The organism is Plantactinospora sp. BB1 (assembly GCF_003030385.1).
Taxonomy (GTDB): domain Bacteria; phylum Actinomycetota; class Actinomycetes; order Mycobacteriales; family Micromonosporaceae; genus Plantactinospora.
In genome coordinates this window covers 7,062,286-7,075,947 of the sequence record NZ_CP028159.1, presented here as the reverse complement: position 1 = coordinate 7,075,947, position 13,662 = coordinate 7,062,286, and the positions used below count along the sequence as shown (strand labels likewise).

The following is a 13,662-nucleotide window of genomic DNA, read 5'->3' as shown; positions in this document are numbered from 1 at the left end:
ACCCGTCGCCGGGATGGAGTGCCGGAAACTACTTGGCCAGCGTCGTACCGGTCGAGCGCAGGTGCTCGCACGCCTCGACGACCCGCTGCGCCATGCCCGCCTCGGCCGCCTTGCCCCAGACCCGCGGGTCGTACTGCTTCTTGTTGCCGACCTCGCCGTCGACCTTCAGTACGCCGTCGTAGTTGCGGAACATGTGGTCCGCCACCGGCCGGGTGAAGGTGTACTGCGTGTCGGTGTCGATGTTCATCTTCACCACGCCGTAGTCGAGCGCCTCGCGGATCTCCTCCAGCAGCGAGCCGGAGCCGCCGTGGAAGACCAGGCTGAGCGGCTTGTCGCCCTTGTTGTACTTGGCGCCGACCGCCTGCTGGATCTCGTTGAGGATTTCCGGGCGGAGCTTGACGTTGCCGGGCTTGTAGACGCCGTGCACGTTGCCGAAGGTCAGCGCCGCCATGTAGCGGCCCTTCTCGCCGAGGCCGAGCGCGTCGACCATGGCGATGCCGTCCTCGACGGTGGTGTAGAGCTTCTCGTTGATCGCGTTCTCGACGCCGTCCTCCTCGCCGCCGACCACGCCGACCTCGATCTCCAGCACGATGTGCCCGGCCGCCGCCTCGTCGAGCAGCTGCGACGCGATCTCCAGGTTCTCCGCGACCGGCACGGCGGAGCCGTCCCACATGTGCGACTGGAAGAGCGGCTCCTCGCCCCGGGCCACCCGCTCCTTGGAGATCGCCATCAGCGGCCGGACGAACTTGTCGAGCTTGTCCTTCGGGCAGTGGTCGGTGTGCAGCGCGATGTTGACCGGGTAGTTCTTCGCCACCTCCCGGGCGTACGCGGCGAACGCCACCGCCCCGGTCACCATGTTCTTGACGGTCGGGCCGGAGAGGTACTCCGCGCCGCCGGTGGAGACCTGGATGATGCCGTCGCTCTCCGCGTCGGCGAAGCCGCGCAGCGCCGCGTTCAGGGTCTGCGAGGACGTCACGTTGATCGCCGGGTACGCGTACCGGCCCGCCTTGGCGCGGTCCAGCATCTCGGCGTAGACCTCGGGGGAAGCGATGGGCATGTGAAACGCTCCTTACTAACCACTCTCGGCCTGCTCGGCCGCTGTCTGGATGAACCTCTTTCCCACCTCCCCTCGCGGCCCGTGGTTTGGTCCCCGGGTGAGGGTCGATGCGCGGGCGCCGCGCGGCTCAGGTGGGAAAAGACTCGCTGGGTGCGCCCGGACCGCGCTGTCCTCCGCCCCGAAGTATCCCGTAGTCCGCTCGCGCCAATTCAACCCACCCGGCCCCGGCTCAGCGTTCGGGCCGGCCCGGCCAGACCACGCCGAGCAACCAGCTCACCACCGCCATCACGATCGCCCCGTAGAAGGCCGGCCAGAAGCCGTCGATCTGGAACGGCAGGTCGAACACCTGCGCGATCCAGTCCGTGAGCAGGAAGAGCAGCGCGTTGACGACCAGCGCGAACAACCCCAGCGTGAGCACGTAGAAGACGCAGCCGACGACCCGGATGATCGGCTTGAGTACCGCGTTGACCACCCCGAAGATGAACGCGACGACGAGTACGGTCAGCGCGTCGTCCGCGGTGGTCCGCCCGGTCAGCTCGATACCGGGCACCACCAGGCTGGTGATCCAGAGCGCCAACGCGCTGATCACCAGCCGGATCAGGAAGCCCACCGCATCATCGTGGCACGCGACCCGGGGACGGACGGGCGGTTTAGCCCGCTTCGGGACCGGGCACGGTGCTCCGGGTACGGGTCGCCCGATCAACCCGTACGGTGAAAAACAGCGGCACCGACCGGCAGGAGTAGGACATGGGCCAGCCCGACGAGGACTTCGCTCCCGGCGACCACCTCACCCCGGACGAGCGCGATCCGGAGGCGCCGGCCGAGGACGCGCTGGAGCAGGCGACCGTCGCGGACCCGAACGTCGAGGACCAGCCGGCCGTCCAGCGCGGGCTGGAGGTCAACGAGTGGGACGCCGTGGAGCAGGCCCAGGTCGTCGGCTCCGACGACGACGACTACCGCTGAGCCGCCGGCACCGGTAACTCCGCCGCGCTCCCGGGCACCGTCGGCGACGGGCCGGAGGGCTCGGCCGGCTCCCGCGCCCCGGAGACCGGCTCCTGTGCCTCGGCGAGCAGCCGGCGGTAGATCCCGGTGAGGATCTCGGCCTGGGCCGCCCAGGTCCAGCCCGCCAGCAGCCCCGGCCGGTCGTACGCAGCCCGGTAGCGCCCCGGGTCCGCCAGCACCGCCCGGACCGCGCGGGCGTAGTCGGCGATGTCCCGGGCCCGGAACACCTCGCCCTGCCCGGTCGACCGGACGGTACCGGCCATCGTCCGTACGTCGCTGACCACCAGCGGCAGCCGGGCGTGCGCGTACTCGAAGAACTTGGTGATCAGCGCGATCTCGTGGTTGGGCCAGTGGTGGATCGGGATCGCCCCGACGTCCGCGCCGGAGAGGAACGGCACCACCTGCCAGTGCGCGACGTACGGCAGCACGTGCACCCGGTCGGCGACACCGAGCCGGTGGGCGTGCGCGACGAGCTTGCGCACGTACTGGAGGTCGGGGTTGACCACCAGCGCGGTGTGCACCCCGGGCAGCTCCGGCAGCGCGTCGACCATGGTCCGCAGGCCGCGCTGCTCGGCGGCGCTGCCGCTGTAGACCACCAGCGGCACGTCGGGTCCGATCCCGCAGCGCTGCCGCAGGTCCGGAACGGCTCCGTCCGCCCCGGTCGGGGCGTGCTCGGCGGCGGGCGCGTTCAGCACCACCGCCGGCTGCTCGGCGAGCCGGTGCTCGGCGCGGAGCAGGTCGGCGAGCGCGTCGGAGACGGTGACCACGGCGTCGGCGTACCGGGCGTACTCGCGCTCGTGCGCCCGCATCGCGGGCAGCCAGCGGATGTTCGGCTGCCACGGCCGGATGCCCGGCAGGAACTCGTGGGCGTCCCAGACCAGCCTGACCGGCCGGCCGGCGGCCTGTGCCCTGATCTTGGCCCGGGCGCCCACCCCGAGCATCCGGAAGTCGTTGGCGTGGATCAGGTCCGGCGCCAGCTCGTCGACGACCGGCCCGTACGCCAGCTCGTAGTCCCAGAGTCCCGGTTCGAGCCGCCGCCAGGCACCGTCGCCCATCGTCAACTGCCAGCAGAGCGTGTACGCCCGGTCCCACGGGTTGCGGTAGCGGCGGGCGTGGAGGCCGCGGTTGTGCATCTTCGTCCGGACCCAGACCCAGCGGCCGGCCAGGGCGACCAGCAGCAGCCGGAGCCGGAGCCAGAGTTCCGCCGCCCGGTCCCGCCGACCGGCCCGGGCGGCGAGTGCGAGCTGCGCCCCCCGGAACCGCAGGTCCGCCCGCCAGGCGTCGACCTGCCGGGCCCGGTATTCGGCGATCCCGTTCGGCGGATAGCCGAGCGGCCAGCGCAGCCAGGCACGCCGGTACTGGTGCCGCTTGCGGAACAGCGGCTCGGGCATCGGCAGCAGCCGGACCTCGGCCCCGCCGAGCTGCCAGCCCTGCGGTGCCCCGGTCGGCGACCGGCCGAGCAGGATCACCTCCCAGCCGGCGTCCGCCGCCGAGCGGGCCTGCTTCTGCACCCGGGAGTCCCCGTTGACGCCGTTGTCGACCAGCATGACGATCCGGCCCCGCACCTGGCGGTCCGCCCCGGCATCGTCCGGCGTCATCGTTCGGCTCCGTCCCACGCACCGCCCCACGGACCCGGCGAGTGTACGGGCCGACCCCGGTGACCAGGGCGGGAACGAGATGACGCGGAGGTGAACAGCGCGCGACGGAACCGGTCGGGCCGGTCAGCGGGTGACCCGATCCGGGTGCCTGCCGACCCACTCGGCCAGGGTGTCCCGGGCGAACGCGTCGAAGAGGCTGCGGCTCTGGGCCGGGTCCAGGCTCTCGACCTCGCCGACCGGCCCCCGGTCCGGGTGGTACGTCCAGCCGATCCCGACCGCGTCCGCCGCGGCGACCGTACGCAGCGCGCCGAACAGCTCCTGCGGGGTCGTCCCGGCCAGGTCGAGGGTCAGGTGCCGGCCGAGCACCCGGACGATCTCGGCGATCCGGACCGGATTGAGCCCGTTGGCCGGATCGGTGACCTCGTGCAGCAGCGCCTCGGCGAACCGCTGCCCGTTGCGGTCCCGGTCGTGCGCCCCCTGCGCCAGGCCGTACCGCTGGCGGAGCAGGTCCTGCGCGGCGGCGCCGTCGAGCCGCTGGCAGCCGGCCGGGAAGACCCGGGTGGTGTGGTGGGACCGCACCTGCTGCGGCAGGCAGATTCGGACCCCGCCGACGGCGTCGGTGAGCTGCCGCAGCCCGGCGTAGGTCAGCGTCGCGGTCGCGTCGAACCGGATCCCGGTCAGCGCGGTGACGGTCCCTTCGGTCAGCGCGGCGCCGGCGGCCAGGTCCGGCCGGCTCCCCGGCCGGTGGCTGCCGAGGTAGAAGGCGCCGCTCAGCTTCCCGAAGCCGTGCCCGGGCACCTCGACGCCGAGGTCCCGGGGGACCGAGACGAGATAGAGCCGGCTCCGGTCCGCCGGTACGTGCACCAGCAGCACGGTGTCCGCGCGGTGGCCGTTGCTCCGGCCGTCCCCGCCGTCGACGCCGAGGACGAGGAAGTTCAGCGGCTCGGCCGGGTCGGTCGACCGGGCCGTGAGCGGGGGCGCGGCGACCTCGGAGACCGGCGGCACCCCGACGGTACGGCCGAACGTCGGCACCGCGAGCACGCCGAGCATGGCGAGGGCGGCCCCGGCGACCCGGGCGGCCCGCCGCCGGCGACGTCGGCGGGAGGCCCGGCGGTCGATCGCCGCCCGCACCGGCCCGGCGTCCGGGGTCAGCGACTCGTACCGGGCGAACGCCGCCCGCAACTCCTGCTCGACCGGCCGTGGGTCCGGGCCGGCACCCGACCCGTCCGACCCGGCCGAGTCGTCGAACACCCGGATGTCGTCGCTCATTGACAGGCCTCCACGAATTCGGCACGAAGGGTGGCGAGGGCGCGCGAGATGGCGGACCGGACGGTGCCGACGGCGCAGCCGAGCACCTCGGCGATCTCGGCGTCCGGCAGGTCCTCGTAGTAGCGGAGCACCAGCGCGGCCCGCTGCCGGCGCGGCAGCCGGGCCAGCCAGCTCCACACCTGGTCCCGCTCCACGGTGGACTCCGCGTGGTCGACGCGTACCGCCACCGCCTCGTCGGGCTCCGCGCGCAGCAGTACCCGGCGTACCCAGGAGCCGCGCTGCCAGTCGAGGTACTGGTTGGTCAGCATCCGGCGTACGTACCGTTCGGGCGCGTCGGCCCGGGTCACCCGGCGCCAGTTGAGCTGGACCCGCACCATCGTCTCCTGCACGAGATCCTGGGCGAGATGGGGATCGCCGGTCAGCATCACCGCGTAGCGCAGCAGCGCGGTGAGCCTGGAGTCGGCGAACTCCTCGTACGTCACTGGCACCTCCGGGCCTCTCCTCCCTATAGACGGAAGTGTGGGACAGGAAGATTGCGGTTAATCGAGGCGACGGGTCGGCGGTGAGCTGTCAGCATTGTCGACGTGTTGATCACCGTGACCACCACCCACCAGCCGGCCACCGACCTGGGCTACCTGCTCGTGAAGCATCCCGACCGGGTGCACACGTTCGGGATGCCCACCGGTACGGCGTACGTGGTGTATCCGGAGGCCGGCACCGAACGCTGCACCGCCGCCCTGCTGCTCGACGTCGACCCGCTGGCGCTCTCCGGCGCTGGCCGGGGACGCCGGGGCCGGTCCGGCCGGGGCGGGAACCCGACGCCGGACGGCTTCACCCTCGGCCAGTACGTCAACGACCGCGGGTACGCCGCCTCCAGCCTGCTCTCGTCCGCACTCTCCAGCGTGTTCCGCTCGGCGCTGCGCGGCAACTCGAAGGACCGGCCCGAGCTGGCGGCCACCCCGATCCCGCTGGAGCTGCGGGTGCCGGCGCTGCGCTGCCGGGGCGGGGCCGAGCTGGCCGGGAAGCTCTTCGCCCCGCTGGGCTGGACGGTCACCGCCGAGCCGATCCCGCTGGACCCGGACCGCCCCGACTGGGGCGACAGCCGGTACGTCGACCTCACCCTGACCGGCACGGTCCGGCTGGCAGACGCCCTCAACCACCTCTACGTGCTGCTGCCGGTGCTGGACGACGCCAAGCACTACTGGGTCGCGCCGGACGAGATCGACAAGCTGCTCCGGGCCGGTGCCGGCTGGCTGGCCGAACACCCGGAACGGGGTCTGATCACCCGTCGCTACCTGGCCCACCGGCGGGCGCTGGCCGGCGTCGCCCTGGCCCGCCTCGCGGAGCAGCGGCTGGTCGACGAGCCGGCCGACCCGGACTCCATCGTGGAGAGTTTGGACTGCGGTGCGGACGAGGAGGCCGGGCTGCCGGCGGCGGTGGACCGGCAGCCGCTCGCGGCGCTGCGCCGGGCCGCCGTACTCGACGCGCTCGACTCCTGCGGCGCCACCCGGGTCCTCGACCTGGGCTGCGGCGGCGGCGCGCTGCTGACCGAGCTGGTCAAGAATCGCCGGTACACCGAGATCGTCGGCACCGACGTCTCGTCCCGGACCCTGGCGGTCGCGGAGCGCCGGCTGCGGCTGGACCGGCTGCCGCCCCGGCAGCGCGAGCGGATCAAGCTGTGGCAGTCCGCGCTGACCTACCGGGACGACCGGCTGCGCGGGTACGACGCCGCCGTGCTGATGGAGGTGGTCGAGCATCTCGACCCGCCGCGCCTGCCGGCGCTGGAGGCGGCCGTCTTCGGGCACGCCCGGCCGGGGACGGTGGTCGTGACCACCCCGAACGTCGAATACAACGTGCGGTATCCGGGGCTGGCGGCCGGGGGTTTCCGGCACGCCGACCACCGGTTCGAGTGGAGCCGGGCCGAGTTCGCCGACTGGGCCGGCTCGGTCGGCGCCGGTTACGGCTACGCGGTCACGATCAGCGGGGTCGGCGCCGACGACCCCGAGGTCGGCGCCCCGACCCAGCTCGCGGTATTCACCCGCACCGCACCCGGCGGCACCGGGAACGGAACCGAGAACGGAGGAGGCGCCCGATGAGCAGCCTGGACATTCCCGAACTGGCCCTGGTGGCCCTGGTCGGCGTCTCCGGCTCGGGCAAGTCGACCTTCGCCCGCCGGCACTTCGCCCCGACCCAGGTGCTCTCCTCGGACACCTTCCGGGCGATGGTGGCCGACGACGAGAACGACCAGTCCGCCTCGGCCGACGCCTTCGAGGTGCTGCACCACGTCGCGGGGAAGCGGCTGCGCGCCGGCCGGCTGACCGTGGTGGACGCCACCAACCTCCAGCAGCACGCCCGGGCCGGGCTGGTCACCGTCGCCCGGGAACACGACGTACTCCCGGTGGCGATCGTGCTGGACGTGCCCGAGCCGCTCTGCTGGGAGCGGACCCAGGCCCGGCCGGACCGGACCTTCGGCCGGCAGGTCCTCGGCCGGATGCAGCGGGACCTGCGGCGCAGCGTCGGGCGGCTGGAGCGGGAGGGCTTCCGCAAGGTGCACGTGCTGCGCGGCGTCGAGGAGATCGAGGCCGCCGAGATCCGCTACGAGAAGCTCTTCAACGACCGCAAGGAGCTGACCGGGCCGTTCGACATCGTCGGCGACGTGCACGGCTGCCGGGCCGAGTTGGAGGCGCTGCTGCTCCGGCTCGGCTGGACGCTGCACCGCGACGAGCAGGGTCGGCCGGTGAACGCCACGAACCCGGAGGGGCGTACCGCGATCTTCGTCGGTGACCTGGTCGACCGGGGGCCGGACTCGCCCGGCGTACTCCGGCTGGTGATGGGGATGGTCGGCGCCGGCACCGCGCTCTGCGTGCCCGGCAACCACGAGCAGAAGCTGCTGCGCAAGCTGCGCGGCCGCAACGTCACGGTGTCGCACGGCCTGGCCGAGACGCTGGCCCAGCTCGACGCCGAGGAACCGGGCTTCGTCGCCGAGATCTCCGCGTTCGTCGACGGCCTGGTCAGTCACTACGTGCTGGACGGCGGCCGGCTGGTGGTCGCGCACGCCGGGCTCAAGGCCGAATACCAGGGTCGGGCGTCCGGCCGGGTCCGGGCGTTCGCGCTCTTCGGCGAGACGACCGGGGAAACCGACGAGTACGGCCTGCCGGTGCGCTACCCGTGGGCCCGGGACTACCGGGGCTCGGCCATGGTCGTCTACGGTCACACCCCCACCCCGACCCCCGAGTGGGTCAACAACACCATCTGCATCGACACCGGCTGTGTCTTCGGCGGCACGCTGACCGCGCTGCGCTACCCGAGCCGGGAACTCGTCTCGGTTCCCGCGGCGAAGGAGTACTACCCGCCGGCCCGGCCGCTGACCGCCGCACCGGCCGCGTCGCCGTCCGGGTCAGCCGGCCGGCCGGCCACCGGTGAGCGGGACGATCTCGGGCTGGACCTGCGGGACGTCACCGGGCGGCGGCACCTCGACTACGGCTACGGCACGGTGACCGTACCGGCCGAGAACGCCGCCGCCGCGCTGGAGGTGATGAGCCGGTTCGCCGTCGACCCGCGCTGGCTGCCCTGGCTGCCGCCGACCATGGCACCCTGCTCCACCTCGACCGTCGACGGTTTCCTGGAGCATCCCGCGCAGGCGTTCGAGGACTACCGGCGGGCCGGGGTCGACCGGGTGGTCTGCGAGGAGAAGCACATGGGCTCCCGGGCGGTGGTGCTGGTCTGCCGGGACGAGACCGACCCGACGGGTGCCGGCCGGTTCGGTCCGGGCGACGGGGTGGTCTACACCCGGACCGGCCGGCCGTTCTTCGGCGGTGCGCTCGACCGGGCACTGCTTTCCCGAGTACGTGCCGCCGTCGGCAGCGCCGGGCTCTGGGCCGAACTCGACACCGCCTGGCTGCTGCTCGACTGCGAACTGCTGCCCTGGTCGGCCAAGGCCGGCGCGCTGATCCGGGAGCAGTACGCCCCGGTCGGTGCGGCGGGCCGGGCCGCGCTGCCGGCCGTACTCGACGCGCTGGACCGGGCGGCCGGGCGGGAGCTGCCGGTCGCCGACCTGCGGGCCCGGATGGCCCGCCGGGCGACCGACCTGGACCGCTACACCGAGGCGTACCGGAGCTACGTCCGGCCGACCGACGGCCTCGCCGGGGTGACCCTGGCGCCGTTCGCGGTGCTCGCCAGCGAGGGCGCCTCGCACGCCGGCCGGGACCACGGCTGGCACCTGGCCCTGGCCGACCGGCTGCACGGCGCCGACCCGGAGCTGTTCACCCCGACCCGGCGTCGGGTGGTGGACCTCGCCGACGAGGCGGCGGTGTCGGCGACGACGGAGTGGTGGCTGGAGCTGACCGGGGCCGGCGGCGAGGGGATGGTGGTGAAGCCGTACGCCGGGCTCGGCGCCCGGGACGCCGACGGCCGGCTGCTCCAGCCGGGCCTGAAGTGTCGGGGCCGGGACTACCTGCGGATCATCTACGGCCCGGAGTACGCCGAACCGGACCAGTTGGCCGCGCTCCGGCACCGGTCGCTGGGCCGTAAGCGCGGGCTGGCGCTGCGCGAGCACGGGCTCGGCCTGGCCGCGCTGGACCGGCTGGCCGAGGGCGCCCCGCTGTGGCGGCGGCACGAGTTGGTCTTCGCGATCCTCGCGTGCGAGTCGGAACCGGTCGATCCCCGGCTCTAGGGCGACGTCCGCCCTGGTCGGCGACGGGTTCGACCCGCCGCCGACCGGCGCGGGGCGGCCCGATCCGTTCCCGGTACGCCCCGGCGGCGGCATCGCGCGGCGACTGTCGGGAAGGTCCGCCTAGACTGCTGTGGTACCCGCCACCATGCTGGCGGACCCTTCACCGGCCATGCCGAGAGTTCCGGAGGTCTCCTCGTGCCGACGCCCACCACCACGCTGGCCCTGGGTCCGGATTGGCTGGATCCGGAGTGGTTGATCTCGACTTTCGGGCTGCTCGGCATCCTGGCCATCGTCTTCGCCGAGTCCGGGCTGTTGATCGGCTTCTTCCTGCCCGGTGACTCGTTGCTCTTCACGGCCGGCCTGCTGACCGCCGACGGGGAATACATCACCTACCCGCTCTGGCTGGTCTGCCTGCTGATCACGATCGCGGCGATCGCCGGTGACCAGGTCGGGTACGCGTTCGGCAAGAAGGTCGGTCCCGCGCTGTTCCGGCGCCCCAACTCCCGGCTGTTCAAGCAGGAGAACCTGCTCAAGGCGCACGAGTTCTTCGAGAAGTACGGCGCCCGATCGGTGGTGCTGGCCCGGTTCGTACCGATCGTCCGTACCTTCACCCCGATCGTCGCCGGGGTCAGCGGGATGCGCTACCGCACCTTCGTCATCTACAACGTGATCGGCGGCATCCTCTGGGGCACCGGGGTCACCGTGCTCGGCTACTTCCTCGGCCAGATCCCGTTCGTCAAGGCGAACATCGAGCTGATCCTGATCGCCATCGTCTTCGTCTCGGTGATCCCGATCATCATCGAGCTGCTCCGGGCCCGGATGGCCGCCCGCCGGGGCACCACCCCGGCCGAGCGGGCCGAGCTGGAGCACGCCGCCCAGGAGGCGCAGCGACACCGCCGCACCGGCTACTGAGCGCAGCGCCATCCGGCGGGCCGGCAGCGGCCCCTCGCCGGTGACCGCGCGACAGCGGCGCGGCCGGTCACACGCTGGTCGTGCCGCCGTCGATCCGGGAAAGGAACTCGGCGGGCAGCTCCGGCAGTTCGGCCAGCCGCCCGACGGCGAGGGCCCGGTACGTCAGCCGGGCCGCTTCCTCAAGATTCGCGGCACGCTTGTGCGCCAGCTCCACACTGTCGGCCAGTACCGAGCAGCCGTGCCGGCTCAACACCAGACAGTTGGTGCCGTCCCGGGTCGCGTCGGCGGCCAACTCGGCCAGCTCGGTGGTGCCGGGCAGCCGGAACGGCACCCGGGCGACCCGGCGCAGATAGAAGCCGTGGTCGGTGGTGACCAGCCGGACCTGTTCACCGAGCGCGTCGAGCAGCAGCACGGTCTGCGGGTGCAGGTGCACGATCGCGTTCACGTCCGGCCGGGCCCGATAGGTGGCGAGGTGCAGTTCGACCTCGCTGGTCGGCATGATCTGCCGGCGCTGCGGCCCCGTCGGCGAGCCCGCCTCCCGGGCGTGCGGAAGCGCGGAGTGTCGCCACGGCGCGTCACCAGCGGCACCGGGCACCCCGACGGACGCGGCGGCACCACCGGCGGCCGGTGCGTCCGGCACCCGTGGCGCAGGCAGCGCCGTACCGTCCGGGACGGCGGCGCCGTCCCGGAGAGACTCTCCGGCCGGCTGTGCCGGGCCACCGTCGGCGGCCTGGCCCCCGGGGCGGCGCGGATCGTCCGGGTAGCCCGGAGGGTCCGTGCGGACGGAACCATCCGAGATGCGCACCCGGACGAAGGACGAACGGTCAAGCCGGTCCAGCCAGGTGCCGCCAGCGGTCACCCAGCAGGAATCGCCGTCGGGCAACCGGGCGGACAGGTTGCCGCCGGAACCGACCACAAGACCGGTCCGGACGACGTCCTGTCCGACGTACGCGAGCTGATCCCGCAGGTCTCCCCGGAGATAGTTCACGCCGGAAGCCCACCCCGTCCCACCGCGTCAGCAGCGGTTGGACCGTCTGGCGCCGTCCTGTGAAGGGCGGCCACCAGACGGGCCGTACGCTGATTCAGCGGGCCTTCTTGGTGGCCCGCTTACGCGGCGGGGTCAGCAGGTCGGCGATCGTGGCGATCGCCGTCGGCACCAGCCGGTAGTAAGCCCACACGCCCCGCTTCTCCCGCTCCAGCAAGCCGGCTTCGGTGAGGATACGGAGGTGGTGGCTGACCGTCGGCTGAGAGAGGCCGAGCGGCGCGGTGAGGTCACACACGCACGCTTCGCCCTCCGGTGCCGACTGGATCAGGCTGAGCAGCCGAAGCCGAGCGGGGTCGGCAAGGGCCTTGAGGACCCCCGCCAGCCGCTCAGCGTCGGCGCGCTCGATCGGCTCGCCGGCAAGCGGCGAGATCTGAGGCATAGTCATTTCGGCCAACGCAGTTCCCACGTATTCCATCCTTCCACCAGCAGCATCGACCCGCCTGCATATCAGCAGATCCGAATCGGCAAACTTTTAGGCCACTAGGCCGAGGTCAGCCAACGTATAGGCTGCCCGGTATGGCAATCCGGCGGCTCGTACGGCGTCGCCCGCCCCACGATCAACAATAACCGCCACGCCCACGACCTCGGCTCCGGCCTCCCGTAACGCCTCCACCGCGGTCAGCACACTGCTTCCCGTGGTGGAGGTGTCCTCCACCGCCAACACCCGGCGGCCACTCAGCTCCGGACCCTCGATCCGGCGCTGCAACCCGTGCGTCTTGCCGGCCTTGCGCACCACGAAAGCGTCGAGTCGACGCGACGTCGCCGAGGCGGCGTGCAGCATCGAAACGGCGATCGGGTCCGCACCCAACGTCAGGCCGCCAACCGCGTCGTAGTCCCAGTCCCTCGTGAGGTCGAGCATGACCCGGCCGACCAACGGTGCCGCCGCGTGATGCAGGGTCACGCGCCGCAGATCGACGTACCAGTCCGCCTCACGACCAGAGGACAGCACCACCCGACCATGCACGACGGCGAGGTCAGTGATGAATTTACGCAGGTCGTCGTGGTCGCCCATGGCCGGTAAGGGTACTGCGCCAAGGTGAGAGCCGAATGGCCGACCCGGTGACGGGGCCGTTCGAGTCGGTCTGACGGTGGCCGATGGGACCGAAAATCGGCTACTCTCCGCACTGAATCTTGCCCACGGGCGGGCGTCTCAGCGCAGCCCTGGGAAGCGCCGGATCCGTGTCGTGCAGCCGGATCACAACTCTGCGCGACCGGTCCGCCCCCGGGCGTCCTTGGCCACCGCCCGCCAGAGCCGGCCCGGTGCGTGCCGCAGGCCGAAGACCGCCACCTTGTAGCGCCAGTCCGGGACGCTGACCATGCGGTTCCGATCCAGGTCACGAAGGGCGTCCCGCACCACGTCGTCGGCGCGCAGCCACATCCAGTCCGGAGTCTTCGACATGTTGATGCCGGCCCGGTCGTGGAACTCCGTACGCGTGTAGCCGGGGCAGAGCGCCATCACCCGTACGCCCATCGGCCGTACCGACTGGGCCACCGACTCGCTGAAGTTGGTCACCCACGCCTTGCTCGCCGGGTACGTCGAGCCGGGCATCACCGGCCCGAAGCCTGAGACGGAAGAGACATTTATCACTGCGCCGTACCGCCGCTCGACCATCCTGGGCAGGGCGGCGAGGGTCAGCCGGAGCACGGCGTGCACGTTCAGCCGGAGCAGTCGCGACTCGTCGGCGACGGTCGAGCGCAGGAACGACCGGTTGAGACTGATCCCGGCACTGTTGACGAGCATGTCGACCGGTGCCGACGCGTCGGAGAGCCGTTCCTCGACCGACCCGCACCCCTGGTCGGTGGCGAGGTCGGCCGGGAGGACCTCGACCGTGGTGCCGTGCCGGGCGGTCAGTTCGGCGGCGGAGTCCGCGAGCCGCTGCGCGTCCCGGGCCACCAGCAGCAGGTCGTAGCCGTCGGCGGCGAGCCGCCGGGCGAACGCGGCGCCGATCCCGGCGGTGGCGCCGGTGATCAGGGCACGCCGGGCTCCGCTCCGGCCCGGCCCGGAGGGCCCGCCGGCGTCGGGTCCGGTGCCCGACGGTGGAACGGCTGCTGCCACTGACTTCCCTCACCTCGACGACCACGGGGGGGTACCGCTCCCACAAGGTAG

At 72.5% G+C, this 13,662-nt stretch carries 13 protein-coding genes; 4 read left to right on the top strand and 9 right to left on the bottom strand.

Annotation, left to right across the window (positions count from 1 at the left end; translation table 11 throughout):
- Positions 1 to 28: 28 nt before the first annotated feature.
- Positions 29 to 1,057, bottom strand: coding sequence for a class II fructose-bisphosphate aldolase (gene fbaA / locus C6W10_RS30945; protein WP_107262625.1), 1,029 nt, complete (start codon positions 1,055 to 1,057; stop codon positions 29 to 31).
- Between the two features lie 229 nt (positions 1,058 to 1,286).
- The gene (locus tag C6W10_RS30940; RefSeq protein WP_107262624.1) at positions 1,287 to 1,667 is read right to left on the bottom strand and encodes a phage holin family protein; all 381 of its coding nucleotides are present in this window, start codon (positions 1,665 to 1,667) and stop codon (positions 1,287 to 1,289) included.
- Positions 1,668 to 1,804: 137 nt separating this feature from the next.
- On the opposite strand from C6W10_RS30940, the gene C6W10_RS30935 reads away from it, so the two are divergent.
- Positions 1,805 to 2,020 (top strand): hypothetical protein, encoded by a 216-nt coding sequence (locus C6W10_RS30935; RefSeq protein WP_107262623.1) that lies wholly within the window; start codon positions 1,805 to 1,807, stop codon positions 2,018 to 2,020.
- Here C6W10_RS30935 and C6W10_RS30930 read toward each other — a convergent pair.
- The 3 genes from C6W10_RS30930 to C6W10_RS30920 all read right to left on the bottom strand — a co-directional run bounded on the left by C6W10_RS30930 (position 2,011) and on the right by C6W10_RS30920 (position 5,408).
- Positions 2,011 to 3,606, bottom strand: a complete 1,596-nt coding sequence (locus C6W10_RS30930; protein ID WP_107264419.1) for a glycosyltransferase family 4 protein — start codon at positions 3,604 to 3,606, stop codon at positions 2,011 to 2,013. The two genes, C6W10_RS30935 and C6W10_RS30930, sit on opposite strands and share 10 nt — an antisense overlap.
- A 174-nt stretch (positions 3,607 to 3,780) precedes the next feature.
- The gene (locus tag C6W10_RS30925) at positions 3,781 to 4,926 is read right to left on the bottom strand and encodes an LCP family protein (protein WP_107262622.1); all 1,146 of its coding nucleotides are present in this window, start codon (positions 4,924 to 4,926) and stop codon (positions 3,781 to 3,783) included.
- Entirely contained in the window at positions 4,923 to 5,408 is a 486-nt protein-coding gene (locus C6W10_RS30920) for a SigE family RNA polymerase sigma factor (RefSeq protein WP_107262621.1), read from the bottom strand. Before C6W10_RS30920 ends, C6W10_RS30925 begins: the two co-directional genes overlap by 4 nt.
- 102 nt (positions 5,409 to 5,510) lie before the next feature.
- On the opposite strand from C6W10_RS30920, the gene C6W10_RS30915 reads away from it, so the two are divergent.
- From C6W10_RS30915 to C6W10_RS30905, 3 genes are all read left to right on the top strand, one after another.
- Positions 5,511 to 7,022, top strand: coding sequence for a 3' terminal RNA ribose 2'-O-methyltransferase Hen1 (locus tag C6W10_RS30915; protein WP_107262620.1), 1,512 nt, complete (start codon positions 5,511 to 5,513; stop codon positions 7,020 to 7,022).
- A complete protein-coding gene (locus tag C6W10_RS30910; protein WP_107262619.1) occupies positions 7,019 to 9,598 on the top strand; it encodes a polynucleotide kinase-phosphatase in 2,580 nt (859 codons plus the stop codon). Before C6W10_RS30915 ends, C6W10_RS30910 begins: the two co-directional genes overlap by 4 nt.
- A 195-nt stretch (positions 9,599 to 9,793) precedes the next feature.
- A complete protein-coding gene (locus tag C6W10_RS30905) occupies positions 9,794 to 10,510 on the top strand; it encodes a DedA family protein (RefSeq protein WP_107262618.1) in 717 nt (238 codons plus the stop codon).
- A 67-nt stretch (positions 10,511 to 10,577) separates the two neighbouring features.
- On the opposite strand, the gene C6W10_RS30900 is transcribed toward C6W10_RS30905, so the two are convergent.
- The 4 genes from C6W10_RS30900 to C6W10_RS30885 all read right to left on the bottom strand — a co-directional run bounded on the left by C6W10_RS30900 (position 10,578) and on the right by C6W10_RS30885 (position 13,527).
- Positions 10,578 to 11,498 carry a class II aldolase/adducin family protein gene (locus C6W10_RS30900; RefSeq protein WP_107262617.1) on the bottom strand — a complete coding sequence of 307 codons (921 nt, stop codon included), beginning with the start codon at positions 11,496 to 11,498 and terminating at the stop codon, positions 10,578 to 10,580.
- Positions 11,499 to 11,592: 94 nt separating this feature from the next.
- The gene (locus C6W10_RS30895) at positions 11,593 to 11,970 is read right to left on the bottom strand and encodes a helix-turn-helix transcriptional regulator (protein ID WP_007073957.1); all 378 of its coding nucleotides are present in this window, start codon (positions 11,968 to 11,970) and stop codon (positions 11,593 to 11,595) included.
- A 57-nt stretch (positions 11,971 to 12,027) separates the two neighbouring features.
- Positions 12,028 to 12,567, bottom strand: a complete 540-nt coding sequence (gene pyrE / locus C6W10_RS30890) for an orotate phosphoribosyltransferase (protein ID WP_107262616.1) — start codon at positions 12,565 to 12,567, stop codon at positions 12,028 to 12,030.
- Between the two features lie 183 nt (positions 12,568 to 12,750).
- Complete coding sequence (locus C6W10_RS30885) at positions 12,751 to 13,527, bottom strand: SDR family oxidoreductase (RefSeq protein ID WP_234361977.1); 777 nt, start codon at positions 13,525 to 13,527, stop codon at positions 12,751 to 12,753.
- Between the last annotated feature and the right edge of the window lie 135 nt (positions 13,528 to 13,662).

What these genes read in the sequence shown, in the direction of transcription:
- pyrE (WP_107262616.1), bottom strand. Translation starts at nt 12,567, where the DNA reads ATGGGCGACCACGACGACCTGCGTAAATTCATCACTGACCTCGCCGTC.
- C6W10_RS30935 (WP_107262623.1), top strand. Translation starts at nt 1,805, where the DNA reads ATGGGCCAGCCCGACGAGGACTTCGCTCCCGGCGACCACCTCACCCCG.
- C6W10_RS30925 (WP_107262622.1), bottom strand. Translation starts at nt 4,926, where the DNA reads ATGAGCGACGACATCCGGGTGTTCGACGACTCGGCCGGGTCGGACGGG.
- C6W10_RS30930 (WP_107264419.1), bottom strand. Translation starts at nt 3,606, where the DNA reads ATGCTGGTCGACAACGGCGTCAACGGGGACTCCCGGGTGCAGAAGCAG.
- fbaA (WP_107262625.1), bottom strand. Translation starts at nt 1,057, where the DNA reads ATGCCCATCGCTTCCCCCGAGGTCTACGCCGAGATGCTGGACCGCGCC.
- C6W10_RS30895 (WP_007073957.1), bottom strand. Translation starts at nt 11,970, where the DNA reads ATGGAATACGTGGGAACTGCGTTGGCCGAAATGACTATGCCTCAGATC.
- C6W10_RS30910 (WP_107262619.1), top strand. Translation starts at nt 7,019, where the DNA reads ATGAGCAGCCTGGACATTCCCGAACTGGCCCTGGTGGCCCTGGTCGGC.